We start from the raw sequence: 26,485 nt of genomic DNA on the forward strand, positions 1-26,485 counted from the left end.
GCACCTCGCGAAGATTAGGACGGTCGTAATGGCGATTTGCACGGTCGTAATTGAAAAGAGGACTGTCTTTAGGGCAAAAAAGTCCCTGAATTTCCTTGGGATATTCGGAACGCCGTCCGTTTTATTTTCAAATATTCGATTCTCCGGGAGTTAAGGTTTATCACTTTGTCGCTGTTTCCGGTTTTCGACAAACAAATTGCATGCTTTTTGGAATGGGCTCGGCAGCTCATTTTCTCTGTTGTCATCCGTAAAAGCTAAAACCATGAAAAGAGTCAATCCAAAATCGATCAAGATTTCGGACGAAATAGAAAAACGGCTGAAATAGGGGGTTATTGTAATCTTTTTATTAGCAATAGGGTTCAGTATTGCCGATTTTTTCTATCTTTGCAGCCGTAAAAAGTAATTATAAATTATGGACGACAGTATTCCGCGAGAAACAAAAACAGTAAGTAACAAATAACGTCGGAGAGGTTATAGCATTGCCTCTGCGCGTTGTAAAACAACGAAAGGAGGCAATAATGAGATCATTTCTTTATTGTGAAGCCGGTTTTGTGGAAAAAGACCAATGGCTTCCAAACAGCTGGATTAATGTAGAATGTCCCACACCGGATGATATCCATTATCTGACAAACGAATTCAATGTTCCCGAATCTTTTTTAAGTGATGTGGCCGATACGGACGAACGCCCGCGTATCGAATACGAAGGCAACTGGTTACTGACAATTATCCGTATCCCGGTACAAAGTCAGGAGCACGGCATCCCTTTTACGACTATTCCTTTGGGAATCATGACAAACAACGAAGTGATCGTTTCTGTCTGTTATTACAAGACGGAACTGATCCCCGATTTCATCCGCTATACACGTCGTAAGGAAGTGGTGGTACGCCATAAATATGATTTGATCCTGCGACTTATCCACTCGTCTGCCGTCTGGTTCCTGAAGTATCTGAAACAGATCAATAATGAGGTGGCACATGCAGAGAAAGCCCTGGAAAAGAGCATCCGGAATGAAGACTTGCTCCGGCTGATGAAACTGGAAAAAAGTATGGTTTATTTCAACACTTCCATTCGTGGCAATGAAGTGATGCTTACCAAACTGCAAAGTATTTTCCAGGAGCCGATCTATATGGATAACGAGCTATTGGAGGATGTGGAAACCGAGTTGAAACAGGCGCACCTGACAGTCAATATCTACAGCGATATCCTGACCGGTACGATGGATGCTTTCGCCTCCATCATTTCCAACAATGTGAACACCATCATGAAGCGCATGACCTCAATCTCCATCATCCTGATGGTCCCCACTCTTATCGCCAGTTTCTACGGGATGAACGTCCCGGTTTATGGTGAAGGTATGCCCCACGCCTTTGCCCTGATCGTCCTGGTATCGATCGCATTGTCTGCGTTGTCGTTCCTTATTTTCAGAAAGATCAAATGGTTCTAAGAACAATCTATTATTGATTACCAATATGGCTCGAACCGTATTGGTAATCAATTTCGATGTTCATGCCGCTATATCTTTTGTATTTTATTTGTTTAGTATCCCAAATACCTTGAAACATTAAAATATACTGAAGCGATACATCGTCCACGCGGGTAAAAAATTTAATGGTCATTTTCGTATCTCCACTGACCTTTGCGATACCCAATGGGACATCTGTTTCGCTTACCCCCGCCAAGGAGCCGTTGACAGAGGCTAAAACTTTGTATAAGGATTGAGTCGTATATTTGCAATCACTGTCTGTCAAACCCGGAAAAATAGAATAATAGGAATCCATATCAGACGTAATCTCCCAGCCCATTTTTTGTTTTGACATGATCTCGACCTCTTTGGCAAACAAACTACCCAAGTTATCGATGACCACCTCTCCCGCGCTTTCGAAAGATGTTAGAATAGTGTCCACCTCCAATTTAGGCCCTATCGAATGTATCGCATAAGAGGACTGTATAGTCGCCTCATGAATATTACGCAGCCAGTTAAAAGTTCCAATCGTTCCCGCCATCTCTTTCCATTGCCCGTCCACTTCTACGCAATGCACAAGCTGTCCGACGTGCAAGAGAGAGTTCGCCTGGTTTATTATTTCTACCGGAAGCGTTTTCTCCGGGCCGGACACTTCCAAATCAAAGGTAACCAAACCGGCATGTTCGAGATCTACCATAGGACCGTTGATAAACTCTGTAGCAGAAACATCTATCGGTTGATCGGATATACCGGCGGGAAATATAATGGAAGTCAGTTTATCTGCTCCCGGATAAACAATAACCGTATCCCTGGACGGATCAATCGTAACAACAGGATTCTTCTTTGCCATCTGCAAGGGAAGTGCCACACTGCTTCTGGTTTGCATTTCTTCCGGTATCGAGACTGTTGTAGTAATCGGAATATACCCTTCTTTCATATACGAAACGGTACATTTTCCCTTTTGGTTTACAGGCAATTGATACCATCCTTCGTGTGAGGTTTCAACCTGGGTATCGGAAAAGCTCACCACTACACCTTCAACAGGGCTATTTCCCTCTTTTATTTGCCCGATAATATAATAGACTTCTTCCTCTAACGGGTTATTCACGATCTCCGGCCTATAGCCTCTGCTACAAGATATAAATCCCATGCCTGCCACAAGCACAGATATAATAGCCATTATTATTTTCTTGAATTTCATATTAGATTTATTTATTCTGTAAATGTAGTAAAAAAACGGTAGCAACCCCTTGTTTTTCAATAAAAAAATCCGCTTTACCTTCACAGGCGAAGCGGATTTAATCGATAAGCTTTTTCTAATCAAATATCTAATCAGAAAACAATATCTCGGGAAGGATAATATCTAATTCTGATAATAATAAAACAAAGAGTGTGCCGGAAACGGTCAAAGGAATGCCACATATGCACCAATAAACTGAAATACAATACAATAAAGTGCGATTAAAGAAAACGGGGAAAATAAGAAAAGTGTGGAGTAAATTGTGGAATGTGTGTAAAAATTCCACACTCTATGGGGAATGCTTATTCTTTAGCGTAGAAATAACAATAGCGGTCAACCGCCTTTTTCAGCAACTCTTCCGGAATATCGGAAACATCATTGAAGAAAGAGACTTCAGGCGCCAGAGCTTTTTTCTTTACAGCTTTTTTCCAGTTGCCGATGATGCGGCCATTATGGAGGATAACCGGATAGAAAATGCCGAAAGTATTGAACGCCTTGGGATGATGCTCCCGGAGCAGGACGGTTGTCCGGTCTTTGTAGCTGATCAGATATTCGTCGTAGGAAGGCAGCAGGTGGAGCACCTGCCGGCAACGGGCTTTCAGGTCACAGGAAGTATGCAAATAGAAAATTTCCGAATCATACTGTTCCGTAAGCAAATCGCATTCGATCAGGCCGACCGCATGGCGGGCATCGGTCGTTGTCAGGCCGGACCACCAGATAAAATCGGCTAACGTAGCAGGGGAATGGCTTTGGAAATAGAGAGTGGCCAGACGGGCAAGCGCCTCTTCCCGGTGCAGTTCCTTAACCGGCGGCACCCGTTCATCCAGGAGGGCATAGGTAGGCTTTTTCCCTTTGTCGACGCCGCTGCAAATAAATCCATCCACTTCTGCACGGATCAAGAAAAGATGCATAGGGTAATTGCCGGCCTCGAGTCCGGATCGTGCAAACTCCTCTCCCAGCTCTTGCTTGGTTAAGCTCTTATTGCCGGCCAACAGCTTTTCCAAAAGATTATTGCTCTGGATATAAAGGCTTTCGGGGATTTCAATTTTATTGCTTCTGGCATACGACTCAAAAGCTGTCTTTATCCGCCCACCGGACAATTGCAGCATCCAACGGATATCCCCGGCGGCAACAAAATGCCAGGTCGGACGCAAGATATGGGTGCGCAGGATTTCGCCTTTTGCAAGTGCATTGTCTACAGCCTGCAACGTGGCAGACTTCAAACGGCAACCGACCGCCCATTTCGCCATTGTGTACTCCTGTGCTTGGATAGCGCCCATCCAGGCAACCACCTCTTCAGGAGTTTTGAACTTTGGTTTTGCCAATTGCTGGCTTAACAGGCGGATATCGGTCAGCATATTTCTTTCTATTAGCAGGATTTGCCGGTCATAATGTCCAACACCAACTTATCGGTCGCTTCCATCCCTTTGGAACCGATAGAGGTCAGGTTGATGATCGATTTGTCTACATCTTCGTCGATAATGCCTTCAACGGGAGTGACGACTTTGTTTTCCATCGCCATCAACGCAGACAGCATGGCGGTAGAGACACCGCTGGATACTTTCATGGCGCAACTGGGCTTTGCGCCGTCGCAGATCATGCCGGTTATGTTACCGATCATATTCTTGATGGCATAGGATATCTGTACTTTATTACCTCCCATCAGATAGGTAATCCCGCAACTGGCTCCCGTAGCCGCCACCACGCATCCGCAAAGGGCGGACAGGCGTCCTAAGCTTTGCTTGATATAAATGACCATCAAGTGGCTTAACATCAGGGCGCGGATCAACTGCTCTTCCGAACATTCGATGTCTTCGGCAAAAGAGAGAACGGGAAGCGTGGCTGCAATTCCCTGGTTACCGCTGCCGGAATTGCTCATTACCGGGATCATCGCCCCGTCCATGCGGGCATCGCAGGCTGCAGCGGTCATCGCCAGCATATGCGTATAGGCGGAATCGCCCATATATTTCCGTCCGTAGACACCGGAAACAGTCTTGCTTACCGTATGACCGAAATTACCTTTGAGCGAAGCTTCGGCTGCTTTCCGGTTCAAGTCGGCGGTTTCCAGGATGAAACGGATTTCGTCGAGCGGCATCTCCATCGCAAACTCATAGACGGTCGAGAAAGAGAGTTTCAGTTCATCATCTTCGGCGGAAGCATCACAGGTAACGCCTTCTTTCCTCAAGTCTGTCAGAACCGAGCCGTTCTTCTCCACATAGACGATATTCGTATGTTCATGGCAGATAATCACCCGGGAGGTTTCGTCTCCGGCAGAACAGAGCACTTCGATATACAGTTTGTCTACATTCTCCTTTAAAGCAATATGAATACATTTATCTTCAATCATCCGCTTACCGGCCGTAAGTGCTTCGGGTGTCAGGTCGCGCAAGACTTCAAGACCATAGGCCGATTTGCCGATCAACGTACCTAAGGCAATCGCGATCGGCAACCCGACCATTCCGGTTCCGGGGATTCCGACACCCATTGCGTTCTTCAGGATATTGGCACTCAGGAATACTTCCGTCTTTTCCGGACGGCAACCTAAAACTTCGGCAGCTTTAGCAGCAGCCAGTGCGACAGCAACAGGTTCCGTACAGCCGATAGCCGGGATTACTTCCTGATGTATAAGCTTGATGATTTGTGTTTGAGTTGTTTTGTTCATGGACTTAGAGTTTTTTCCTTAATTATCCGGCAAAGATAGTTATTTATCATTATTGCCTGCGGTTTCGACAGTGAAAGTTTCTTCATCCGTCCCGTTGCCGCGCCCTTCCAGAAGGCGGACACTGAAGACGGCTTCACCGGTACGCAACTTCGGTGATGCCTGTACGGTTACGTTGTATGTGATACGGTCTTCACGCGTGATCTTCGCTATCCGCACCGGATCGGACAGTTTGATGTTTTTCCCCTTCTTTACTTTCACTACCGGTTCGACATCCAGAGCATCCTGAAAGCTGTTGTTGACAATCACTAAGGAGATATGACAGGTTTCCCCGGCATCGATCTTTTGGTTACGGGCGGTGCTGTCTTCCACCAGGAAGATATCTTCAATCTGCAAGTCGGGAAGAAGGACATGTGACGAAGGCGTATAGTTGCCGGGCTCTCTTTTCTCTACCTTCACTTCGCCTGCATTGGCGGCAATCGAAGCGCCGGCAATTCCTCCGACAGCTGTCCCGACAAAAGAGCCGATGTCAGCCCCTACTTCGTCGTCAATAGCATATCCGACAGCCCCGCCAAAAAGCCAGCCGACAAACGACCCGATCTGCGCACCAAAGCCGACCCGGTCTTCCCGACTCATGTTCTTCATCGATCCGCAACCCGTCAGAATCAACAAAGACAACGATATAGACAGTACTTTATTTTTCATATTTTCCTATTTTAATCCTTCTTATTCCATGAACAAAGATAATCATCTGTTCGACTTTATGACACCGGAAAGGGCGAAAACCCCTATCCGATTGCATTTTTTTATGTAAGTTTGCGCCCGATTAAAACGAGAATAATGACAATTCAATATAAGACTCCATCCGCAGACTTGCAGCATCAGTTGGATCTTCTGCAAAAAGAATTCGACTATGAAAAGGAGATGTACAGGGAACAGACCGAGCGGACCGGAATACACCGGCGCATCCAGCAGGGACTTTGCTGGTATCCCGTCTTGCCGGGAAGGAGTTACTATAATTCACTTAACCAACTCGTCATCGAGATCGAACGGCGGGAAGACAAAGAGATAGAACATAACTTCGAGTACGGGCGGCCGGTTTGTTTTTTCACAACGGGCGCAAGCGGGAAACCGGAATACCTGAACTTCTCGGCAGTTATCAGCTACGTGCAGGACGACCGCATGGTTGTAGTATTGCCCTCGCCTTCCGCCCTGTTCGACATTCAGGGAAAAAGCGAGATCGGCGTACAGCTCTATTTCGACGAGACCAGCTATAAGACGATGTTTAGCGCCTTGTCTGCCGTCATAGGCGCCAAAGGAAACCGCCTGGCTTACCTGCGCGATGTGTTATTAGGAAAGACACCTGCCGGCAGGCGCACGCTTTTCCCGATCCGTTTTCCCTGGCTGAACGGGTCGCAGGAAGAGGCTGTCAACCATGTGCTGGCGGCCAAAGACGTTTCGATCGTACACGGCCCTCCCGGAACCGGAAAGACAACGACTTTGGTAGAGGCGATCTACGAGACTTTGCATCGTGAAAACCAGGTGATGGTCTGTGCACAGAGTAATACGGCCGTAGACTGGATCGCGGAGAAGTTAGTGGACCGCGGCATAAACGTCCTGCGTATCGGCAATCCGACGCGGGTAAACGACAAGATGCTTTCCTTCACCTACGAACGGCGTTTCGAATCGCATCCCGACTATGCCGAACTGTGGGGCATCCGCAAGGCGATCCGCGAGATACAATCCAACCTGAAGAAGAAAAGTCACAGCGAGAAAGAGACGGCACGCAACCGTCTTTCCCGTCTCCGCTTCCGGGTAACGGAGTTAGAGGTGAAGATCGATGCGGAACTGTTTGCCGAAGCGCGCGTCGTTGCCTGCACACTGGTCGGCTCTGCCAACCGGGTGCTGATGAACCGCAACTTCACTTCCTTGTTTATCGACGAAGCGGCACAGGCGCTCGAAGCAGCCTGCTGGATCGCCATCGGAAAGGCGGACCGCGTTATCCTTGCCGGCGACCATCACCAGCTCCCGCCTACTATTAAATGTATAGAGGCGGCACGGGGCGGACTGGACTGCACGCTGATGCAAAAAGTAACGGACAGTAAACCGGAAGTTGTCTCGCTACTGAAAACACAATACCGGATGCACGACGACATCATGCGCTTCCCCTCCCACTGGTTCTATAACGACGAATTGCTGTCTGCGCCGGAGGTGAAACATCGCGGCATCCTGGAATACGACACGCCTGTCGTCTGGCTTGACACGGCGGACTGCCATTTTACGGAAGACCAGCTTGCCGACAGCATGAGCCGTATCAATAAAGACGAAGCGAACCTGCTGGTCTCGACCTTGCAGACTTATATTGGGAAGATCGGAAAAGAGCGCGTCCTGGACGAGAGCATCGACTTCGGACTGATCTCGCCCTATAAATCCCAGGTGCATTATATCCGGGGACTGATCAAACGCAATGCCTTCTTCAAACCTTTCCGCCGTCTGATCACCGTCCACACGGTAGACGGTTTCCAGGGACAGGAACGCGATGTGATCATGATCAGCCTCGTCCGTGCCAACGAGAAAGGACAGATCGGCTTCCTCGGCGACCTGCGCCGCATGAATGTGGCCATCACCCGCGCCCGGATGAAACTGATAATCTTAGGCGATGCACCGACGATGACACGGCATGCTTTCTATAAGGCGCTTTTCCAATATATCCGGCAGAACGGGCAAGTGATAACGCTTACACCTGAAGAATAGTTCGCCCGGCAGGAAGGAAGGGAAATAAATTTTCCCTATATTTGTATCATTAACAAAAAATACAGAGAGGCCATGAAGTATAAATTATTAGTTCTCGACGTAGACGGGACGCTGCTCAACAATAACAAAGAGATCAGTCCCCGTACCCAAGCTGCCCTGTTGAAGGTACAGCAAATGGGCGTACATATCGTATTGGCATCAGGAAGACCGACAAATGGCGTCATGCCCATCGCTGAAAAGCTGGAACTGAATCATTACGGAGGTTATATCCTTTCCTACAACGGCGGTCAGATCATCAACGCGCAGACCGGCGAACTTCTATTTGAGAAACGTATCGATCCGGAATGGATTCCCTATTTCGAGAAGAAAGCGAAGAAAAACGACTTTGCCATCTTCACCTATCACAAGGACTTTATCCTGACGGATAAGCCGGACAACAAGTATGTCATCCAGGAAGCAAACCTGAACAAGATGCAGATTATCGGTGTCGATAACTTTGCCGAAGCCGTCGACTTCGCCCCCTGCAAATGTATGCTGGCAAGCGATGACGAAGAGGCGCTGATAGGACTGGAAAACCATTGGAAGAAACGGCTGGACGGAGTCTTGGAAGCTTTCCGCTCGGAACCCTATTTCCTTGAGGTCGTGCCCCAGTTTATAGACAAAGGAAACACGTTAGGCGTGTTGATGACCAAATTGGAGATTCGTCCGGAAGAAGTGATTGCCATGGGCGACGGCGTTTGCGACGTAACGATGTTGCAGTTGGCCGGTGTCGGCATCGCAATGGGCAACGCACAAGATTCGGTGAAGGCCTGTGTGGACAATACGACGCTCACCAACGAAGAAGACGGTGTCGCCTTTGCCGTAGAAAAAGCAATCCTGGCGGAAATACGTCCGACCGAAGTTCCGCTCGACCAGCTCAATATGCGCGCCAAGCATGCCTTGATGGGCAACCTCGGCATCCAATACACCTACGCATCGGAAGACCGTGTGGAAGCAACGATGCCCGTGGACGAACGTACGCGCCAGCCTTTCGGAATCCTGCACGGCGGCGCAACGCTTGCACTGGCTGAAACGGTTGCCGGACTGGGTTCGATGATCCTGGCAAAGCCGGACGAGATCGTTGTCGGCATGCAGGTCAGCGGCAACCATATGTCGTCCGCCCACGAAGGAGACACGGTCCGTGCCGTCGGAACCATCATTCACAAAGGTCGCTCCTCGCACGTATGGAATGTGGATGTCTTTACATCAACCGACAAACTGGTATCATCCATCCGCGTGGTCAACAGTATATTAAAGAAGAAATGACTCCCGACGAAATCAGCACTTGCCATATAATAGACGCATTAATCAACGAGAACCGGAGTTTTGCACTCTGGCGCATACCGGGAGAATCGCCCCGTTTCGCCATGCAGACCTCCGGTTCTGCACGTCTTCTCTATAACATCGAGGAACTGGACGGGCAAAGCGGTTTCGTCATCGCTCCGTTCCATGTCAGCGAACAGCATCCGATTGTCCTGATCCGCCCCGACACAACCGTTGTGCCATCGGCATGGCACAACCGTGCCAATACCATGACACAACCGTGTCACCGGCATGGCACAACCGTGCCAACAGTGGGAAATGACAAGGAAGACTACGCATATCGCTTCAACCTCTTTATCGAACCGCTCCGCAAGAAGGCATTCGACAAACTCGTCCTGTCGCGCCATCAGGTCGTGGACGGACAGCCGCTCTCCTTCTCGCCTGCCGCCACGTTCTACGAGGCTATCAAGCGGTATCGGTATTCATATGTTTACCTTTGCCATACGCCGGCAACAGGAACCTGGCTCGGCTGCACGCCCGAAATCATCCTCTCCGGGGAAAAGGGCGAATGGCACACGGTGGCCCTTGCCGGGACACAGCCGCTTCAAGACGGAGAGTTGCCGACGGAATGGGACGACAAAAACAGGGAGGAACAGGAATACGTGGCATTCTACATCCGCAAACAGCTACACGCATTAGGCATCAAGCCGGAAGAGTCAGCACCGTCTCCGGTTCGCGCCGGGGAGTTGGCGCATCTGAAAAGTGATTTCAGCTTTCCCCTGCCCGACAATAGAAAGCTGGGCGACCTGTTGAAACGACTGCATCCCACACCGGCAGTCTGCGGATTACCAAAAGAAGAAGCATACCGTTTCATCCGGGAGAATGAGGGCTACGACCGGAGCTACTATTCCGGTTTTATCGGCCTTCTGGCTCCCGAAGGCAGAAGCGACCTGTATGTAAACCTACGCTGCATGAACATCCTTGCCAATACGCTTGTTTTGTATGCAGGCGGCGGCATTCTCGCCTCTTCCGAGCCGGAAAGCGAATGGCTGGAAACAGAAGCGAAAATGCAAACCATGAAACGGTTGCTGGAAATATAATTCATAATTCTTAATTCATAATTCGTATGGCACACATAGCAAAAAAGCTGACCGACCTCGTCGGTAACACACCGCTGTTGGAGTTCTCTAACTTTAACGCAAGTAAAGGGCTGAAAGCAAAAGTAATCGGCAAGCTGGAATATTTCAATCCGGCAGGAAGCGTGAAAGACCGCGTGGCGCTCGCCATGATAGAAGATGCAGAAGAAAAAGGGCTCCTGAAACCGGGCGCAACCATCATAGAGCCGACCAGCGGAAACACAGGTGTCGGACTGGCTTTCGTCTCGGCGGCGAAAGGTTACAAGCTGATCCTGACAATGCCCGAAACCATGAGCCTCGAACGGCGTAACCTGTTGAAGGCATTGGGTGCAAACCTCGTTCTCACTCCCGGAACGGAAGGGATGAAAGGAGCTATCGCGAAAGCGGAGGCTCTGCGCGACAGCACACCGGGCTCCATCATCTTGCAGCAGTTTGAGAACCCGGCAAACCCGGCACAGCACGTAAAAACGACCGCACAGGAAATCTGGCGCGACACAGACGGTCAGGTCGATATCTTTGTGGCCGGTGTCGGAACGGGCGGAACTGTCAGCGGTGTCGGCAAAGGCCTGAAAGCCCACAATCCGAACATCAAGATCGTTGCCGTCGAGCCAAGTGACTCGCCTGTCCTCTCCGGCGGCAAACCGGGACCGCATAAGATTCAGGGAATCGGCGCCGGCTTTATCCCCAAAGCTTATGACGGTACGGTTGTCGATGAAATCATCCAAGTAGAAGGAGACGATGCGATCCGCACATCCCGCGAACTGGCACAAAAAGAAGGTCTGCTGGTTGGCATCTCATCCGGCGCTGCCGTATATGCCGCTCTCCAACTGGCCCGGCTGCCGGAAAATGAAGAAAAAACGATTGTCGCATTACTGCCCGATACGGGAGAAAGATATCTTTCGACGGTCTTGTATGCGTTCGAAGAATATCCGCTTCTTTAATTGACAATGGACAATTGACAATTGACAATTGACAATTTGAATAACTTTGATGATCGTTTCTTTAATTGTCAATTGTCCATTGTCAATTATCAATTCTCTTTGTAGTTCTTACGAAGAGAGCAACTTGTCTCCGTCGGGAAGTCTTTCGGGACTTTCTGTGTCACCTTGCCGGTAGCAGCCCATTCGGCACCGCGAAGCAAAAGGACCTGGAAACCGGTGCACTGCATGGCGATGTTATCTTCCGGCGTCGGACCGGCATGGCCGAGCATTGTATGGAAAATACGGGCGTTGCCGTAATCGACCGTAAAGACCAGCGGTTCTTCGCGTCCGGAGCCATTCGTTTCTTTCTCCGAATAAGCGGTGTATAGAATATCCTGGATGTTGCCGGGGCCACGCATGCGGTCGTAGAGTTCGTCCTGGGCATGACGCCATTTCACGGGCAAGCCTTTTACGATCGGATGTACTTTGTTACGGCCGTTCAATACATATTCATGCTGGCGTCCGTGCGAACCGCCTACGCCTGCCGAACTGTCCTTGATCAATTTGCCATCCTGCCAATAGACATAAGGACCTGCATTCTCATTACGGCCTTCCCAACCGCCCAGAGCGCAAATCTTATTAAATTCCGGCCATTTGGAGAAAGCATTATCGGCGGCATGATAAATCACGACACCTCCGCCGTTCTGCACAAACTCCAGAAAGCGTCGGTTTGTTTCTTCCGGCCACGAATCGCCGTTATAATCCAACACAACTAACTGGTAAGGGGTGAAATCGAGCACAAAACCGGACATATCTTTTCCCTGCCCGGGAGAGACTGCAAAGTCGACATCAAAACGGCCGGAGTTCTCCAATATCTGCTTCAACACGACATGGCTCACTTGCCAATTATGGTTGTTTTGTCCGGTGATTAATAATGTTTTAATCGGTTTACGCGCTGAAACCGTACAGGCTAACAGAAGGGAAAAAACTACTAATAAGAGCTTTCCTAAGTGTAAATGTCTCATGGTATTCTATGGTTTAAAGATTTGTATGAGACAAATGTAGTAAATCAATATGAAATATGTACTTTTGTTGCCGAAAGAAAAGAACCCTCTATATGAAATATCTATCTCAAACACTACTGATTGCACTTGTAATTCTATTTTCAGCACTTGATTGCCATGCCGATGATTGGCGCGACAAAACGAAACTGCTTATTTACTCCCCTCGTTATTTCGGTCCGAATGCATTCCCGATTCCGGAAATGAGGGACGGACAGGTCAGCCAGCGCTATGAAGTGGAAGTGCGGGGCGAATATCATTATTATACAGGCGATAAGACCTCGGATATAATAGGACGCGCCTTGTTGCCGTTCTTCCGGGGACGCGCCGGAATAGAAATAAACTGGTGCTTCAAGGAAAAATATAAGATGACGCCGGAGACACGCGACGAACGTTTTGCCGTAGAGACGGAAAGCCCTATCAAATATAATGGCGATATTGTCATCAGTTCCTTCTTTCAAGTCCTGAGTAGTGAGAAATGGGTGGATGCTGTTGTCAGCGCCAATATCAAGACAGCCAGTGGCGGACGTTTGTGCGATGCCCGTTTTACGGATGCCGCCTCTTATTGGTTCGATGTAAACGTCGGACGAAACCTTTGGAAAAGCACAGACGGAAAAGCGTCGATCCGTATGCAGGCATTGGCGGGCTTCTACTGCTGGATGACGAACGACATGGTACACCGGCAGAACGACGCAATCTCATACGGAGTCGGTTTCACAGGCAAGTACCGGGGATTTACGCTCGCTACCAACCTGGCAGGTTTCTACGGATATGAAAACAATGGCGACCGCCCCATCCATTGGCGAAACAACCTGAGATATGAGATTAAGAAGAACATTATCTCTTTCCGCTACACACACGGAATGAAAGACAACCTCTATGAAACCTATTCGTTAGGATATATCCGCTGCTTCTAAACCAACCGGAACGCTCCCTTGTTTAAAGGGGAATGAAGGTTAATCGGATAGTAAAGCTGAAACTGGTAGACGCCAGGCTCTATTTCGTGAGCCTGATCGTGGGGCTGCTGACCGGACTGGTGGCAGTGCCCTATCACTATTTGCTGCAACTATTCTTCGATATGCGGAAAGAGTTCTTCCGCTCTTCCCCTCCCTGGTATTATCATGTAGCCTTGTTCCTTGCCTTGTGGGGACTACTTTGCTTTGTCGCCTGGCTGGTCAGGCGATGGCCGTACATATCGGGCGGAGGCATTTCCCAAACACGCGGGGCCATCAACGGACGGATCGAATATAAGCATTCCCTCCGGCAATTGCTGGCCAAATTTACCGGCGGTGTCCTGACACTCAGCAGCGGATTGTCGATGGGCCGTGAAGGCCCTTCCGTACAGATGGGTTCCTACATCGGAGATCTGGTTAGCAAATGGGGACATATCCTGAGCGGAGAACGCAAACAGCTTCTTGCAGCAGGCGCAGGTGCCGGGTTAGCTGCCGCTTTCGCAGCACCTCTTGCAGCAGCCACCTTAGTTATCGAGTCGATCGAACGTTTCGATGCACCCAAAACAGCCATTACAACGATTCTGGCAGGTGTCGTCGCCGGAACGATTGCGAGCACTATCTTCCCGATCAACCCGTATCACGAGATACAAGCCATTGTCCCTGATCTTGCGTTAGGGCTACATATAAAGCTATATCTACTCTTTGCGGTTATCGTATCGGTTTTCGGTAAGTTCTATTCCCTCCTGATGCTCTATGCCAAACGTATGTATCCGGCTATCCGGCAACCGGAATACATCAAACTGTTGGCCCTTCTGGTCATGGCTTACGTCATCTCGCTGACAATAACCGACCTGACGGGCGGAGGTGAACAGTTTCTGATGCAACAGGCGGAAGGGGGCAACAACAATATTTACTGGATTGCCGGCATGATGCTCCTTCATATGGTGTTTACCGTTTTTTCCTTCTCTTCAGGCTTACCGGGAGGAAGTTTCATTCCGACACTGGTGACAGGCGGACTGATCGGCAAACTGTTCGCTCTCGTGTTGGTGCAGCATGGCGTGATCGGGATGGAGAATGTAAGCTATGTCATGCTGATCGGAATGGCTGCATTCCTGATTGCCGTTGTCCGTACGCCTATCACGGCAATCATACTTATCACGGAGATAACTGCACATTTCGAGGTGTTCTATCCTTCCATCGTGGTCGGAGGCCTCACCTATTATTTCACGGAACTGCTGGAGATAAAGCCGTTCAACGTCATGTTCTACGAAGAGATGATCAATAAGCCGGTCTTCCGTGAACAGAAACGACTGATCCTGAATATCGAAATCATGGCAGGCGCTTACTTCGACGGGAAAGACGTTGACACACTCGAACTGCCCAACCATTGCGTAATCCAAAATATCCACCGCGACCATAAAGACATCTCTCCCGCCGGCCAAACCATTCTCCCCGGCGACCAGCTCACGATCGAACTGGACGCCCAGGATATAGAAAAGCTGTATGAGCCGTTAGTGAGTATGGCTAATATCCACTAAAGGCTTTCTACAGGTAAAAAGCCCCCGTTCATTGATTTGTTTTTCTCTTCTCACAATAAGCCCCTACATTCGTTTCCGGCAAAATATTAGCGAACGGCTTATATTGCCCGGTGTGTTTTTACGTACCTTTGCAGGATACGGACAGAGATACCGGTTACCCGTATAAATTCTGACAGATATGGAAAGACAGGAACGCAGGCTCCGGCTATTGGAAAATCTCATCTACCTGATTATTTGGGTAGTGGTGCTGATCGCGCCTATATGGGATTTTAATGCGACAGAAAACTCATCCGGAATTGACTGGAAAGCGACTATTTATGCATGGAAAATGGTCTGCCCGCTCCTGATATTATTCCTGGTTAACAACTACGTCCTGCTCCCGTTCCTGCTGATCCGTAAGAAATCATGGCTATATTTGCTGTTCACCCTTTGTGCGATCGCATTGACTGTGACCGTCTGTGTCTATAACAGACCTAACCGGGATATGCCCAATCGTCCTCCCTGGGAAAACCGGCAACCGGAACAAATGATATCGGGACAGCGTCCTCCGGCTCCATCCATGCCGGCTCCCCAGTTCAGGCCGGAAGACCGCCCGATGAGAGGATTCTGGTTTCCTCTACTTTTCCATTTCCATATTCCGACAATCCTGTTGATTATAGGACTGAACGTGGCTATTAAGTTCCTCTTCAAGTCCATCCGTGACGACCATCGGATGAAGGATTTGGAAAAACAGACCTCGGAGACGGAACTGGCTTATCTGAAACACCAGATCAACCCGCATTTCTTCATGAATACGCTGAACAATATTCATGCACTGATCGATATAGACAAGGAAAAGGCCCAGCAGACCGTTTTGGAATTATCGAAGATCATGCGATATGTCCTATACGAGGCATCCCTTCCTTCCGTCCCACTCGAGAAAGAGATTCATTTCCTCTCGAATTACATCGAGTTGATGAAGATCAGATACACGGAACAGGTCGATATCCGTGTCTCCCTGCCCGAACAGATTCCGGATACACAAATCCCGCCGCTGCTCTTCATCTCATTTTTGGAAAATGCTTTCAAGCATGGCATCAGCTACCGGAAAGCCTCTTTTATCCACCTCTCGATGGAGATAAAAGAGCAGGAGTTGCATTGCCTGTTCGTAAACAGTAACTTCGATACGCAAAAGGCACAGGAGGCAGGCTTCGGATTGGAAAACACCCGCAAACGTCTCCATCTGCTTTATAATACGAATTACACATTGCACATTGAGAATAAAGACAATCAATATCGCGTACTTCTGATAATCCCCATACAATTATGATACGATGCATAACTATTGACGACGAGCCCCTGGCACTCATACAGCTGACAGGATATATACAGAAAGTCCCTTTCCTGGAACTGGTCAAGGCCTGCAACAGTGCGCTTGAAGCACTCGATCTATTGGCACGGGAACCTGTCGACCTGATCTTTGCCGACATCAACATGCCCGACCTGAACGGGGTCGATTTTGTCAAGTCGTTAGTGAACCGGCCTATCGTTATCTTTACAACCGCTTATACGGAGTATGCCATAGAAGGATTCCGGGTGAATGCCCTCGACTATCTGCTGAAACCATTCGGTTACAACGAATTTCTTACGGCTGCCAACAAAGCGTTGCACCAGTACGAGCTTCAGTCGAAAGTACAGCTTCCTTCCACGCCCTCCGTACAGGAAACACCGGCTGAAAAAGAAAGCCTCAATCTGTTTATCAAAGCTGACTATAAAATGATCCGGCTGGACATGAATAAGATTATCTATATGGAAAGCCAGAACGAATACATCCGTATCTTCCTGGAAGAACAAAAGCCGATCATGACGTTGCTGAGCATGAAGAAACTGGAAGAGCGGCTTCCGGCAAGCCTGTTTATGCGCGTCCACCGTTCCTATATCGTCAACCTCGAAAAAATAACGGCCGTAGCGAACAACCGCATCATATACGGCAAGGATACTTACATTCCCATCGGCAATCAATACAAGGATAAGTTCAACGAATACCTGGAAAAACATTATTTAGGGAAATTATAAGGCAACTATAGGCATTGACTCCATTATTTTATACTTTTGTCGGAATAACAAACGCCATATGCTGCCATGAAAGTATTTATTTGCTGTTTCACCCTTTTGCTCCTGTTCCTGTTTCCCCCGCTTTTTGCTATGGAGGGCGCCGGTGTCGCTTTTAAGGTCAGCTTATCCGGGAAAATATACAAACGGTTTTCATTCCTGCTGGAAGAAGATGTCCGTCCCCGTGATGATTTCCGGGAAGCCGGCTGGTTTCTCTCCACAGGGGAAATTAATTACCGTATCCTGCCGAACCTGCGGGCGGGTGCAGGTTATATGTCGCTGGTGCGGTATAAGGCTTCGGAAGAGGTACGCAACCGTTATTACCTGTATGCATCCGGCTCACACCGGTTCGGGGCATTCAAAATCGCCCTTCGGGAACGCTTCCAAAGTACTTATAAAAAGGGATGCCTGCATCCGACCAACTACCTGCGCAGTATGCTCACACTTTCCTATCGCATCGCCTCTTCGGGATTCGAGCCGTTTGTCTATATCGAACCATTTAATAATACGGGTTATAAAGGGAAGATGCGCGCCGACAAAATTCGTTACTCTACAGGTTGCGACTACCGGATGAACCCCAAAAACAATTTGCAGCTGTACTACCGTTACCATACGTTTAATGTCTACGATCCGGTCAACTACCGCCACGCGATCGGGCTGACCTATTCACACCGGTTCTAATATTGCGATCAATCAGGAAATAAATTACTATCTTTGCCGCCTGAAAAAGCAATCCTTTTTCTTATTATTTATTCACCGAGTGCTTGATAAACCTCGTTAAAAACAAGAATTATGCAGAAGACATCTACTGTAACCGTACCGTTCATGCTGTTGGGCATCCTGTTCAACATCTGCCTGGTAGCTTCCAACCTGTTAGAAACCAAAGTAGTCCAGGTATTCGGGATCACCGCTACCGCCGGACTGATCGTATTCCCGATTTCCTATATCATCAACGACTGTATTGCCGAAGTGTGGGGATTCAAAAAAGCACGTCTGATTATATGGAGCGGATTCGCCTCCAACTTCCTGGTAATCGGGTTTGCACAACTGGCCGTTATGTTGCCGGCAGCCCCGTTTTGGGAGGGCGAAGAAGGGTTTAACTTTGTATTCGGCATGGCACCGCGTATCGCTATTGCCAGCCTGATAGCCTTTTTGGTCGGTTCGTTCCTGAATGCTTACGTGATGAGTAAAATGAAAATCGCTTCCGCCGGAAAGAATTTCTCGTTGCGTGCCATCGCCTCTACGCTTGTCGGTGAGAGTGCCGACTCATTGATCTTTTTCCCGATTGCCTTCGCCGGATTGATTCCGGCCGGCGAACTGTTCATCATGATCGGAACGCAGGCGGTCTTGAAGTCGCTCTACGAAGTAATAATCCTTCCCGTCACCATCCGTGTAGTGAAATACATCAAGAAGGTTGACGGGAATGATGTGTACGATGTGGGGACATCGTACAATATATTGAGGGTAAAGGATATTTAAACCCGGGGACTATATCGTAGGGGGAAAATCGATTATCTCGGTACTTTCCGTCCAGTTCTCCACCTCAAAACCGTCGGCAGAGGTCTCTTCGGAATACAGATCACCCAAGGTAATACTGAGATTTAAGCGGTTTCCGGCAGTCAAAGCATCTGTTAGCGGCTTCCGGAAATGTTTTACCTGTCCATTCTTTAACGTCAGTAAGATTGTGAGCGGAGGATTGGCAGAAGATGGGAAAACCATCACAGTTGAATTGGCTGACATCGAAAGGCTGTCGGCAGACATACTCAGTGGGAAAGCGATCGTCTTGGTGAAATCGCTGGGTTCGGCTGTATAATAATCCAGTTGGGATGCGATATTGCCAATCAGAATGCGGGCGGATGCGATACTGGAATCCATCTTCGTACCGTTTTTATTAGTCAACGTTACTCTCAAACCGGCCGAGGCATGCTTCAGGGTTGCCCGCATCTTGTCGGTACCCACCTTGATCGGGCTTACGGCATGCAGGAAATCGTAAACCGGCATATAAGTCGTATCAGAATAATTATTCAGATATAAAGTCATATATAATCCGGATAAATTAGCCCCCAGGCGCAACCCCGGTTCTCTGATGGCAGCGGCAGCATATACAGAGTCGGTCTGGCTATTCTTGGATAAACCCCAGTACAGGAAATTATAATTCCCTAAAGGAAGCCTGACAGGAACCGGCGCTTTATAGATAGAACCATCTTTTATGCTATATGTCGCGTTGACCGGCATTAAAGTTCCATTACTTGCATAATTCCCATAATAAAGGCTGGTGTCTTCCGAACAAGGATAGACCATCAAAACGCCGGTAAATGAAGTAGTCTGACCACCGGATGTGACCGTCATTTCTGCCAGTTCCGGACTGATCAGATCGTCATTATTCACACATCGGCAGTCATCATCTTTTGAACAACTACCCAGAAACAGGGCCAGCAACAGCACATAAAAAACCATCTTATTCATAATCACCAAATGTTTGTTTAGATTTGTGCTTATTAAACAGCTAACCTGCTATTTGGTTTTTAGAATAAGGCGAATTAACAGTACCCGGCGTTACTTAAACAGGAAAGACCAGTCTTCGCGAGGTTCCGGCGTGTAGGTATGAAGCCCTAATGATTCTGCGGTGCGGCAGTTGGGCGTGGCGTCGTCGATGAACAGGGTTTCTTCGGGTTTTATCCCGGCATCCTGTAAGACATATTCGAAGATATCGGCATTCGGTTTCAGCATGTGGAGCTTATAGGAGAGGTAGATGCGGTTGAAAAAATCGGATACATGGTGGCCTTTATAAGAAAAGCAAGTCCGCTCGGACCATTCCCAATGGATTTCATTCGTGTTACTGAGCAGCATCGTGTTATAATGTTTACGGAGGTCGAGCAGCAGATTCAGCTTATAATCGGGTACATCGTCGAGCATCGCAATCCAGGCGGCATCGATCTGTTCGTCCGTCAGCGCCTGTCCGGACAAGCGACGGATACCGTCACGGAATCCGACGCTTGTAATGGAACCGATCTCCACCTGCATAAAGAGATCCTTATGCTGATAGTTGTTTACGATCTGTTCCCGGATATCCTGGACACCCAGACTCTCGAACGCTTCAATGCAGCGGTTACGGGTGAGATTGATAATCACACCGCCAAAATCAATAATCAAATTCTTAATGCCTTCCATATTATACTCCTTATGCGGAAACTTATCCCCTTCCCTGTTTACCAGCGGCGACGGCGCCTGTGGTGGCGTTTCCGCTGTTTATATTCACGTATCCTGCGATATACCAACCATACGAACAAAACACCGAATACGGCAAATATTAATAATACGATTCCTGTATTCAGGTTATCGCCCTTTACACGACTCCACATCTCGAGCACCAGTTCCGTCCTGTCTCCGAAATCCCGGATCATGGCACAACGTTCCACCACCTGCCGGTCGGGATATTGCACCGGATTGATCCGGATGCTGTCGGCCCCCGGACCAAAGAAATAGCTCAGGTCGGAAACCTTCTCCACAGTCGAATCGATCTTGGCTTCCAATATCTCGGGAGTGGCGATGGCACTGACATAACCGATTGCATCCATATTACGCAAAGCCACATCCGGACGACAAAGATAATCAATAAAATAACTGGCTGCCTTCACATTGCGGGCATATTTTGGGATTGCCCAGCCGTCGTACCAGATATTACTGCCTTCGCGGGGAACCTCGTAGTCCAGCTCCACACCGACCGCCTCCGCTTCCTCCATTGCCCAAACTGCATCGCCGCTCCAGGTAAAGTTGAGCCAAGCCTTGTTTTTCGTCATCATCTCCTTACCGAAGTCAGCTTCCCAACCGGCGATATTCGGTTTCATCTTTTTGAGATAGTCCTCTGCAATGGCAATCGCTTCGAGAGAGTTATCGTTCATCAGTTGTTCGACTGTCACCGTTCCGTCTGCTAACTCTTTCGCGTGGGCATAGATAATAGCCGTACCATAGGCGTCACGGTAACTGTCCTTCATCAGGATCTTATTCTTGTATTTGGGGTCCCAAAGGCATTCCCAGCTCTCGACAATATCTTCGGTAACAAACTTCTTGTTATACAGCAGGCCCGCCGTTCCCCACATATAGGGCACGACATAATCAGTCGTTTTCCTTCCCGGTTGGCTCAGTTTGTTCAACTGTTCCCGGATATAAGGAGAGACGTTATCCAGATAGTCCGGTGTCTTACCGAAGTTCCGGTCTATCGGGACGAGCAGGTTCTTCTTTAACATCCGCTCGATGATATATTCGGAGGGACAGATCAAGTCGAAATCCTCATGCCCGCGCTCAATCTTGGTCAACATGATTTCATTGATATCGAATACTTGATAGATGATGCGGATATCCTCGCCGGTCTGTTCCTTATACCAGGCGGGGAACTCGGCCAGGACATCTTCGTCGATATAGTCCGCCCAGTTATAGACTTTCAGGATATGGCTGCGTTCTTCCTCCGAACGTCCGCATGAAGACATGATGCCTAAAAAGAGAATCAGCCCTGTTGCTATTTTTAATAATCTGTTCATTTCCTGTTTTCCCTTTATTAGCTTTCGGATTTCTCCGCCCGTTTATTAATCACAATCAGAAGGACGAGTACCGTCACGAAGATAATCGTCGACAACGGACGCAGTTCGGGAGTCAATCCGCCTTTACGGGCATCCGCATAAATAAAGGTCGAGAGAGTTTCCAATCCTTCATTGCCGATCGTAAAGATTGTTACGGCAAAATCGTCGATCGAAAGCGTAAAAGCAAGTATAAAACCGCTGATCATTCCCGGGCGTATCTCCGGTAATATCACCTTGCGCAATGCCTGGAAAGGCGTTGCTCCCAAATCGAGCGCCGCCTCATAGACATTCTGGTTCATCTTCTTCAAGCGCGGCATCACACTCAGCACCACATAGGGAGTACAGAACGTGATATGCGCCAATACGACTGTCGTAAAGCCCTGCGAAACGCCAAAGCTCACAAACAGCAGGAAGAGGGAAACACCCGTAATGATATCGGCGTTCATCATCGGGATGGCATTTGCGAAATTCATCACCTGACGCGTCCGTGACCGCAGGTTAAAAATCCCGATTGCCGCAATACTGCCTAACAGTGTGGAAACGGTTGCTGCAATCATTGCAATCGCAAACGTATTCCAAAGAGCGCTCACTAACGAACGTTGTACACCGCCTGTAAACAACGAACTATACAGTTTGGTTGAAAATCCCGTCCAGTTCCCCAGCACCTTGGCTTCGGTGAACGAGAAAATCATGATAATCAGAATCGGGGAATAGAGCAGCACCAACAGGAGCCAAAGGTATCCTTTCGCCATTAACTTCGTCATCATATCACACCTCCTCCTTCGTTAGAAGCGTTGTCCTCTTCATTGGTAAAGAGAATGGTAACGCCGATGAGCAACAACATGATCAGGGAAAGCGCCGCCCCATAGTTCCACATACCGTTATAGATATTCTCCTGCACGGTCGTACCGAACAGTTTGATATTATTCATCGTCAGCAACTCGGCAATGGCAAAAGTAGAGACAGTCGGCATAAAGACCATCACGATCCCGCTCATTACACCGGGCATGGATAGCGGCAGGATCGTCTTCATAAAGACCTGAAAGGGATTCGCCCCCAAATCCTGCGCCGCCTCGATCAGGCTGCGATCCATCTTCTGCAACGTATTATAAATCGGATAAATCATAAACGGAAGGAAGTTATAGACCATACCGAACACCAACGCCCCCTCTCCCAACGGCAGGTTCAGGAAGTCGAACAGCGCCACGGTTGCCAGCGTACGGATCAGGATATTCACCCACATCGGCAGGATAAAAAGAACGACCATCGTACGGGAAGTATTGAAACGCTCATGGCTCAGGATATAAGCCGCCGGATAACCCAGAACCAGACAGGCCAATGTCGTGATAATAGCAATCCCGATCGAATACACAAACGTATTGATAGCCTCGGGATGAATCATAAACTTACGGAAATTGGCAAAGGTGAAAGCGCCGTCGGCATCTGTGAAAGCATAGAGCACGATCAGCAACAAAGGCATCACCACAAAGACAGCCAGAAACAGGGCATAGGGAATCGTCCAGTTCCTGCGCCGCATGAAAAAAGACGAAATTTTACTTATTATCACTTCCTTCCTTATTATTAGATTGAACAATCCGTATATTTTCGGGTGCGATTGTGATGCCGACCCGGTCGCCGTCGTCCCAGACATCGTTCGTATCGACAAAGATATCCTCGTCCCAGTCGGTAAACACCGTCAGGTGATAATGGTTGCCTTTATACAGGATAAACTTAACTTCACCGGTCAGACGTCCGTCTTCCTCATTATCTTCCAGGATGACATCTCCGAAGCCGATCTCCACCCGGACTGGAGTCTCGGGTTCGATACCGGACACTTCCTTGCATTCGAACGTACATCCTAAGAACTCCACATGTGTAGTGTCGATCATTTTTCCTTCGAACGTATTGCAGACACGTTCCTTCTTCATCACATGGATGTCGAACGGCTTTACCAATAAACCGACTTCCTGTCCGGCGTCAAAGCAATGGTAATCCTGTACCATGAACTCAAAGCCTTCGGGCGTCTGTACCATCATTTCATAATGAACACCTTTAAAGATGGAGGAAGTAACCGTTCCGGTAAGCATTGCCGCTTCCGAAGGTTCGAATATATAAATGTCTTCCGGACGGATCACGACGTCCACCGGTGTATGTTCACCGAAACCTTCGTCAACACACTCGAACTCGTGTCCGGCAAAAGAAACCGATTTGTCTTTAATCATCAACCCGTTCAGGATATTGCTCTCGCCGATGAAGTCGGCAACGAACGAGTTGATCGGTTCGTTATAGATGTCGATCGGTGTCCCGATCTGCTGTATCTTTCCTTCACTCATCACCACGATGGTATCGCTCAGGGTAAGCGCCTCTTCCTGGTCGTGGGTAACATAAATAAAGGTTATCCCTAAGGATTTATGCATCTCTTTCAGCTCCATCTGCATATCCTTACGCATCTTGAGGTCGAGAGCCGCCAACGGTTCGTCCAGCAAAAGCACCTCCGGTTCATTCACGATGGCACGGGCAATGGCTACACGCTGCTGTTGCCCGCCGGAAAGGGAATCGACATCGCGGTCCTCGTAATCGGTCATCCCCACCATTTTCAACGCTTGCTTCACTTTCTTTTCAATAACGGCAGCCGGCAGCTTCTTCAACTTCAGCCCGAAAGCAATATTATTGAAGACATTCAAGTGAGGAAAAAGGGCATACTTCTGGAATACGGTATTGACCGGGCGTTTATGAGGAGGCGTTTGCGTGATTTCCTTTCCCGCAATGGTGATCACACCCTCCGAAGCGGTCTGAAATCCGGCAATCAGACGCAACAACGTCGTCTTTCCACAACCGGACGGCCCCAGAATAGTTACGAACTCGCCCTTACGGACAGACAAATTGACATCATTCAATACGGCCTTGTCCCCGAAAAACTTCGAGACATGCTCTACACCAATGATGCAGTCAGACTTTTGCATAGACTATACCTCTTTTTACCAATACAGATTAAACATATTCCGATTTTTCTTGCCTAAAGCGGCACAAAGGTATAGTAATAAATTGAAAATCGAGAATTGAGAAATAAACTATTTTGTTGTCCAGACTTCGCAATCCAATTTCTTTTCCTAATTTTGCCTGTACTACAAATAATACACAAACATTATGAAAACGATCCCATTCGCCATTGTCTTAGTCTTCCTGTCAATAAGTACCGGATGCAAGATGAATCCTGAAAAAAAAGAAACACCTCTTCCCGCCTTCGATTTAGGTGAAGCTATCACAAAGCATGTTCCGGACACATTTACCTGGAACAGCATCACTAAACATATCACCTATATCCCCATATCGAGTACATCCGACCTTCTCTTCGCATCGGCCCAGCCAGTATATAGCGGCAAAGATTTCTACTGTGTGGTCGATCATAGAACCAGTACAATCTTCTGTACTGATAAAAACGGGAAAGTGATCCATTCTTTTTCAAAGAAGGGACAAGGCCCCGGTGAATATACCACGATCGCATACGTACATGTCAACCCGCAAGAATCAACCATCCGGGTTTTCGACCAAAGAGCTAATAAATATATTGTTTATGACCTGGATGGAAACATGAAACAGGAGATTTTCCTGAAAGATAAAGAGATCACCACCCCTCTTTTCATCTCCGACAATTACACCGTAGCCAAAGGTCAAAACGATGCGCCTTATAGACTGTATATTACCGATAAAGAATTGAATATCCGGGAAGGTATGTTTCCTACAGATACATCTTTAACAGAAATGGAACGTATGTGTATGACCTGGCAACTTAATTTCTGCCGAAACCGAGACCAAGCAATTGTCCATTATGTAAACGAAGACACGGTATTTACCATCAACGGAACCGGTTTACAACCTCTCTGTATCTTTAAAAAAGGAGAATACAAACTTCCCGAAGAAGAAGCGAAGAAACCGATGGAGATGACTACCAGTGGTTCACCTTATATCCGGAGCATGTGGTTATCCTCCATACCGGGCTATTATCTGATTGCCTATTTGCGGGAAAACCATTTCTTTTATGAAGTATGGGACCAGACTAATAATGAAATAATATCACGTTTTTCAAATGAAAAAGGAGAATGGGGCTTGCCTTTATGCCTTCCTTCCGGGAAAAAGGTACGGATAGATACAAGAAATATCTATATTAATGGCAATACGGTTATCTCCTATATCGATGCAGCAACAGCTGCTGAAGGAAAAGTCCCGGGAGTAGAGGAAGATGATAATCCGGTTCTGGTCGTAATGGAATTATAGTAATAAGCGACAGGACAGTTCATGTCGTTTAATACAATAACCCCCTTTTGATGCTATTTTTCTATTTCGTCCGAAATCTTGATCGATTTTGGATTGACTCTTTTCAGGGTTTTGGCCTTTTTATCTGACAACAGATGAGGTGAGGTGCGCAGCCCGTTCTAAAAAACGCTCTTTTTGATTGCCGAAAGACGGAAACGCCGACAAAGTGATAAAGCTTAACTCCCGGAGAATCGCCTGTAGCAAAACAAAGACGGACTGCGTCTCAAATATGCAAAGGAAGTTCCGGGAGCTTGTCGCCACGACGACCGTCTTCATCGCCCTCGCGACCGTCTTCATTGGAATGGCGACCGTCTTCATAGGGTACGGCGACCGTCTTCATGGCGATAAAGTACCTCGAAAATGAAATAAAGGTTGACTTCCCTGCCTAAAGACTCCCGGGAAAGAGTACAAAGTCCTTTTTTGAGGTCAAAAAAGCGGATTAACATTTGTTTTGTTTCGGATGCTTTTTGAGCCTGA

23 protein-coding genes are annotated in these 26,485 nt (G+C 48.1%); 12 read left to right on the forward strand and 11 right to left on the reverse strand.

The window, feature by feature from the left end; translation table 11 throughout:
* Window positions 1-518: 518 nt before the first annotated feature.
* A complete protein-coding gene (locus tag DWU89_RS00470; RefSeq protein WP_115497732.1) occupies window positions 519-1,445 on the forward strand; it encodes a magnesium transporter CorA family protein in 927 nt (308 codons plus the stop codon).
* 10 nt (window positions 1,446-1,455) lie between these two features.
* Here the strand turns inward: DWU89_RS00470 and DWU89_RS00475 are convergent, their stop codons facing one another.
* The 4 genes from DWU89_RS00475 to DWU89_RS00490 form a co-directional block, all read right to left on the reverse strand.
* The gene (locus DWU89_RS00475; protein WP_115497733.1) at window positions 1,456-2,664 is read right to left on the reverse strand and encodes a hypothetical protein; all 1,209 of its coding nucleotides are present in this window, start codon (window positions 2,662-2,664) and stop codon (window positions 1,456-1,458) included.
* Window positions 2,665-3,005: 341 nt separating this feature from the next.
* A complete protein-coding gene (locus DWU89_RS00480) occupies window positions 3,006-4,061 on the reverse strand; it encodes a winged helix DNA-binding domain-containing protein (protein WP_115497734.1) in 1,056 nt (351 codons plus the stop codon).
* Window positions 4,062-4,072: 11 nt separating this feature from the next.
* A complete protein-coding gene (locus DWU89_RS00485) occupies window positions 4,073-5,365 on the reverse strand; it encodes an L-cysteine desulfidase family protein (RefSeq protein ID WP_115497735.1) in 1,293 nt (430 codons plus the stop codon).
* A 39-nt stretch (window positions 5,366-5,404) separates the two neighbouring features.
* The gene (locus DWU89_RS00490) at window positions 5,405-6,067 is read right to left on the reverse strand and encodes a glycine zipper family protein (RefSeq protein WP_115497736.1); all 663 of its coding nucleotides are present in this window, start codon (window positions 6,065-6,067) and stop codon (window positions 5,405-5,407) included.
* 135 nt (window positions 6,068-6,202) lie between these two features.
* Here DWU89_RS00490 and DWU89_RS00495 point away from each other — a divergent pair, with 135 nt between their 5' ends.
* From DWU89_RS00495 to cysK, 4 genes are all read left to right on the forward strand, one after another.
* A complete protein-coding gene (locus DWU89_RS00495; protein WP_115497737.1) occupies window positions 6,203-8,116 on the forward strand; it encodes an AAA domain-containing protein in 1,914 nt (637 codons plus the stop codon).
* Between the two features lie 72 nt (window positions 8,117-8,188).
* Window positions 8,189-9,421 (forward strand): Cof-type HAD-IIB family hydrolase, encoded by a 1,233-nt coding sequence (locus DWU89_RS00500; RefSeq protein ID WP_115497738.1) that lies wholly within the window; start codon window positions 8,189-8,191, stop codon window positions 9,419-9,421.
* Window positions 9,418-10,518 (forward strand): isochorismate synthase, encoded by a 1,101-nt coding sequence (locus DWU89_RS00505; RefSeq protein ID WP_115497739.1) that lies wholly within the window; start codon window positions 9,418-9,420, stop codon window positions 10,516-10,518. Before DWU89_RS00500 ends, DWU89_RS00505 begins: the two co-directional genes overlap by 4 nt.
* Window positions 10,519-10,544: 26 nt before the next feature.
* Complete coding sequence (gene cysK, locus DWU89_RS00510; RefSeq protein WP_115497740.1) at window positions 10,545-11,495, forward strand: cysteine synthase A; 951 nt, start codon at window positions 10,545-10,547, stop codon at window positions 11,493-11,495.
* An 89-nt stretch (window positions 11,496-11,584) separates the two neighbouring features.
* Here the strand turns inward: cysK and DWU89_RS00515 are convergent, their stop codons facing one another.
* Window positions 11,585-12,499 carry a ThuA domain-containing protein gene (locus DWU89_RS00515; protein ID WP_115497741.1) on the reverse strand — a complete coding sequence of 305 codons (915 nt, stop codon included), beginning with the start codon at window positions 12,497-12,499 and terminating at the stop codon, window positions 11,585-11,587.
* Between the two features lie 92 nt (window positions 12,500-12,591).
* Between DWU89_RS00515 and DWU89_RS00520 the strand changes: the two genes are divergently transcribed.
* From DWU89_RS00520 to DWU89_RS00545, 6 genes are all read left to right on the forward strand, one after another.
* Window positions 12,592-13,452, forward strand: a complete 861-nt coding sequence (locus DWU89_RS00520) for a hypothetical protein (RefSeq protein ID WP_115497742.1) — start codon at window positions 12,592-12,594, stop codon at window positions 13,450-13,452.
* Window positions 13,453-13,484: 32 nt separating this feature from the next.
* Window positions 13,485-15,026 (forward strand): ClC family H(+)/Cl(-) exchange transporter, encoded by a 1,542-nt coding sequence (locus DWU89_RS00525; protein WP_115497743.1) that lies wholly within the window; start codon window positions 13,485-13,487, stop codon window positions 15,024-15,026.
* A gap of 178 nt (window positions 15,027-15,204) precedes the next feature.
* Window positions 15,205-16,335 (forward strand): sensor histidine kinase, encoded by a 1,131-nt coding sequence (locus DWU89_RS00530; RefSeq protein WP_115497744.1) that lies wholly within the window; start codon window positions 15,205-15,207, stop codon window positions 16,333-16,335.
* Window positions 16,332-17,081, forward strand: a complete 750-nt coding sequence (locus DWU89_RS00535) for a LytR/AlgR family response regulator transcription factor (protein ID WP_115497745.1) — start codon at window positions 16,332-16,334, stop codon at window positions 17,079-17,081. The genes DWU89_RS00530 and DWU89_RS00535 overlap by 4 nt, the downstream gene beginning before the upstream one ends.
* 66 nt (window positions 17,082-17,147) lie before the next feature.
* On the forward strand, window positions 17,148-17,798 hold the full coding sequence (locus DWU89_RS00540; RefSeq protein ID WP_115497746.1) for a DUF2490 domain-containing protein: 651 nt from the start codon (window positions 17,148-17,150) through the stop codon (window positions 17,796-17,798).
* Between the two features lie 111 nt (window positions 17,799-17,909).
* Complete coding sequence (locus DWU89_RS00545) at window positions 17,910-18,596, forward strand: queuosine precursor transporter (protein WP_115497747.1); 687 nt, start codon at window positions 17,910-17,912, stop codon at window positions 18,594-18,596.
* Window positions 18,597-18,605: 9 nt separating this feature from the next.
* Here DWU89_RS00545 and DWU89_RS00550 read toward each other — a convergent pair whose 3' ends face one another.
* The 6 genes from DWU89_RS00550 to potA form a co-directional block, all read right to left on the reverse strand.
* On the reverse strand, window positions 18,606-19,583 hold the full coding sequence (locus tag DWU89_RS00550) for a FimB/Mfa2 family fimbrial subunit (RefSeq protein WP_115497748.1): 978 nt from the start codon (window positions 19,581-19,583) through the stop codon (window positions 18,606-18,608).
* Between the two features lie 90 nt (window positions 19,584-19,673).
* Entirely contained in the window at window positions 19,674-20,288 is a 615-nt protein-coding gene (locus DWU89_RS00555) for an HAD family hydrolase (RefSeq protein WP_115497749.1), read from the reverse strand.
* A gap of 38 nt (window positions 20,289-20,326) precedes the next feature.
* Window positions 20,327-21,655, reverse strand: a complete 1,329-nt coding sequence (locus DWU89_RS00560; RefSeq protein ID WP_115497750.1) for an ABC transporter substrate-binding protein — start codon at window positions 21,653-21,655, stop codon at window positions 20,327-20,329.
* A 17-nt stretch (window positions 21,656-21,672) separates the two neighbouring features.
* Entirely contained in the window at window positions 21,673-22,461 is a 789-nt protein-coding gene (locus tag DWU89_RS00565; protein WP_115497751.1) for an ABC transporter permease, read from the reverse strand.
* On the reverse strand, window positions 22,458-23,231 hold the full coding sequence (locus tag DWU89_RS00570) for an ABC transporter permease (protein WP_115497752.1): 774 nt from the start codon (window positions 23,229-23,231) through the stop codon (window positions 22,458-22,460). Before DWU89_RS00570 ends, DWU89_RS00565 begins: the two co-directional genes overlap by 4 nt.
* 16 nt (window positions 23,232-23,247) lie before the next feature.
* Entirely contained in the window at window positions 23,248-24,657 is a 1,410-nt protein-coding gene (potA, locus tag DWU89_RS00575) for a polyamine ABC transporter ATP-binding protein (protein WP_115497753.1), read from the reverse strand.
* Between the two features lie 184 nt (window positions 24,658-24,841).
* On the opposite strand from potA, the gene DWU89_RS00580 reads away from it, so the two are divergent.
* The gene (locus DWU89_RS00580) at window positions 24,842-25,969 is read left to right on the forward strand and encodes a 6-bladed beta-propeller (protein WP_115497754.1); all 1,128 of its coding nucleotides are present in this window, start codon (window positions 24,842-24,844) and stop codon (window positions 25,967-25,969) included.
* The last annotated feature ends 516 nt before the right edge of the window (window positions 25,970-26,485 follow it).

Origin of the sequence: Parabacteroides acidifaciens, from assembly GCF_003363715.1 — a bacterium.
GTDB classification, from domain to species: Bacteria; Bacteroidota; Bacteroidia; order Bacteroidales; family Tannerellaceae; genus Parabacteroides; species Parabacteroides acidifaciens.

Bases quoted from the DNA above. Each gene is read 5' to 3' on its own strand.
- DWU89_RS00470 (WP_115497732.1), top strand. From the start codon at position 519: ATGAGATCATTTCTTTATTGTGAAGCCGGTTTTGTGGAAAAAGACCAA.
- DWU89_RS00475 (WP_115497733.1), bottom strand. From the start codon at position 2,664: ATGAAATTCAAGAAAATAATAATGGCTATTATATCTGTGCTTGTGGCA.
- DWU89_RS00480 (WP_115497734.1), bottom strand. From the start codon at position 4,061: ATGCTGACCGATATCCGCCTGTTAAGCCAGCAATTGGCAAAACCAAAG.
- DWU89_RS00485 (WP_115497735.1), bottom strand. From the start codon at position 5,365: ATGAACAAAACAACTCAAACACAAATCATCAAGCTTATACATCAGGAA.
- DWU89_RS00490 (WP_115497736.1), bottom strand. From the start codon at position 6,067: ATGAAAAATAAAGTACTGTCTATATCGTTGTCTTTGTTGATTCTGACG.
- DWU89_RS00495 (WP_115497737.1), top strand. From the start codon at position 6,203: ATGACAATTCAATATAAGACTCCATCCGCAGACTTGCAGCATCAGTTG.
- DWU89_RS00500 (WP_115497738.1), top strand. From the start codon at position 8,189: ATGAAGTATAAATTATTAGTTCTCGACGTAGACGGGACGCTGCTCAAC.
- DWU89_RS00505 (WP_115497739.1), top strand. From the start codon at position 9,418: ATGACTCCCGACGAAATCAGCACTTGCCATATAATAGACGCATTAATC.
- cysK (WP_115497740.1), top strand. From the start codon at position 10,545: ATGGCACACATAGCAAAAAAGCTGACCGACCTCGTCGGTAACACACCG.
- DWU89_RS00515 (WP_115497741.1), bottom strand. From the start codon at position 12,499: ATGAGACATTTACACTTAGGAAAGCTCTTATTAGTAGTTTTTTCCCTT.
- DWU89_RS00520 (WP_115497742.1), top strand. From the start codon at position 12,592: ATGAAATATCTATCTCAAACACTACTGATTGCACTTGTAATTCTATTT.
- DWU89_RS00525 (WP_115497743.1), top strand. From the start codon at position 13,485: ATGAAGGTTAATCGGATAGTAAAGCTGAAACTGGTAGACGCCAGGCTC.
- DWU89_RS00530 (WP_115497744.1), top strand. From the start codon at position 15,205: ATGGAAAGACAGGAACGCAGGCTCCGGCTATTGGAAAATCTCATCTAC.
- DWU89_RS00535 (WP_115497745.1), top strand. From the start codon at position 16,332: ATGATACGATGCATAACTATTGACGACGAGCCCCTGGCACTCATACAG.
- DWU89_RS00540 (WP_115497746.1), top strand. From the start codon at position 17,148: ATGAAAGTATTTATTTGCTGTTTCACCCTTTTGCTCCTGTTCCTGTTT.
- DWU89_RS00545 (WP_115497747.1), top strand. From the start codon at position 17,910: ATGCAGAAGACATCTACTGTAACCGTACCGTTCATGCTGTTGGGCATC.
- DWU89_RS00550 (WP_115497748.1), bottom strand. From the start codon at position 19,583: ATGAATAAGATGGTTTTTTATGTGCTGTTGCTGGCCCTGTTTCTGGGT.
- DWU89_RS00555 (WP_115497749.1), bottom strand. From the start codon at position 20,288: ATGGAAGGCATTAAGAATTTGATTATTGATTTTGGCGGTGTGATTATC.
- DWU89_RS00560 (WP_115497750.1), bottom strand. From the start codon at position 21,655: ATGAACAGATTATTAAAAATAGCAACAGGGCTGATTCTCTTTTTAGGC.
- DWU89_RS00565 (WP_115497751.1), bottom strand. From the start codon at position 22,461: ATGATGACGAAGTTAATGGCGAAAGGATACCTTTGGCTCCTGTTGGTG.
- DWU89_RS00570 (WP_115497752.1), bottom strand. From the start codon at position 23,231: ATGCGGCGCAGGAACTGGACGATTCCCTATGCCCTGTTTCTGGCTGTC.
- potA (WP_115497753.1), bottom strand. From the start codon at position 24,657: ATGCAAAAGTCTGACTGCATCATTGGTGTAGAGCATGTCTCGAAGTTT.
- DWU89_RS00580 (WP_115497754.1), top strand. From the start codon at position 24,842: ATGAAAACGATCCCATTCGCCATTGTCTTAGTCTTCCTGTCAATAAGT.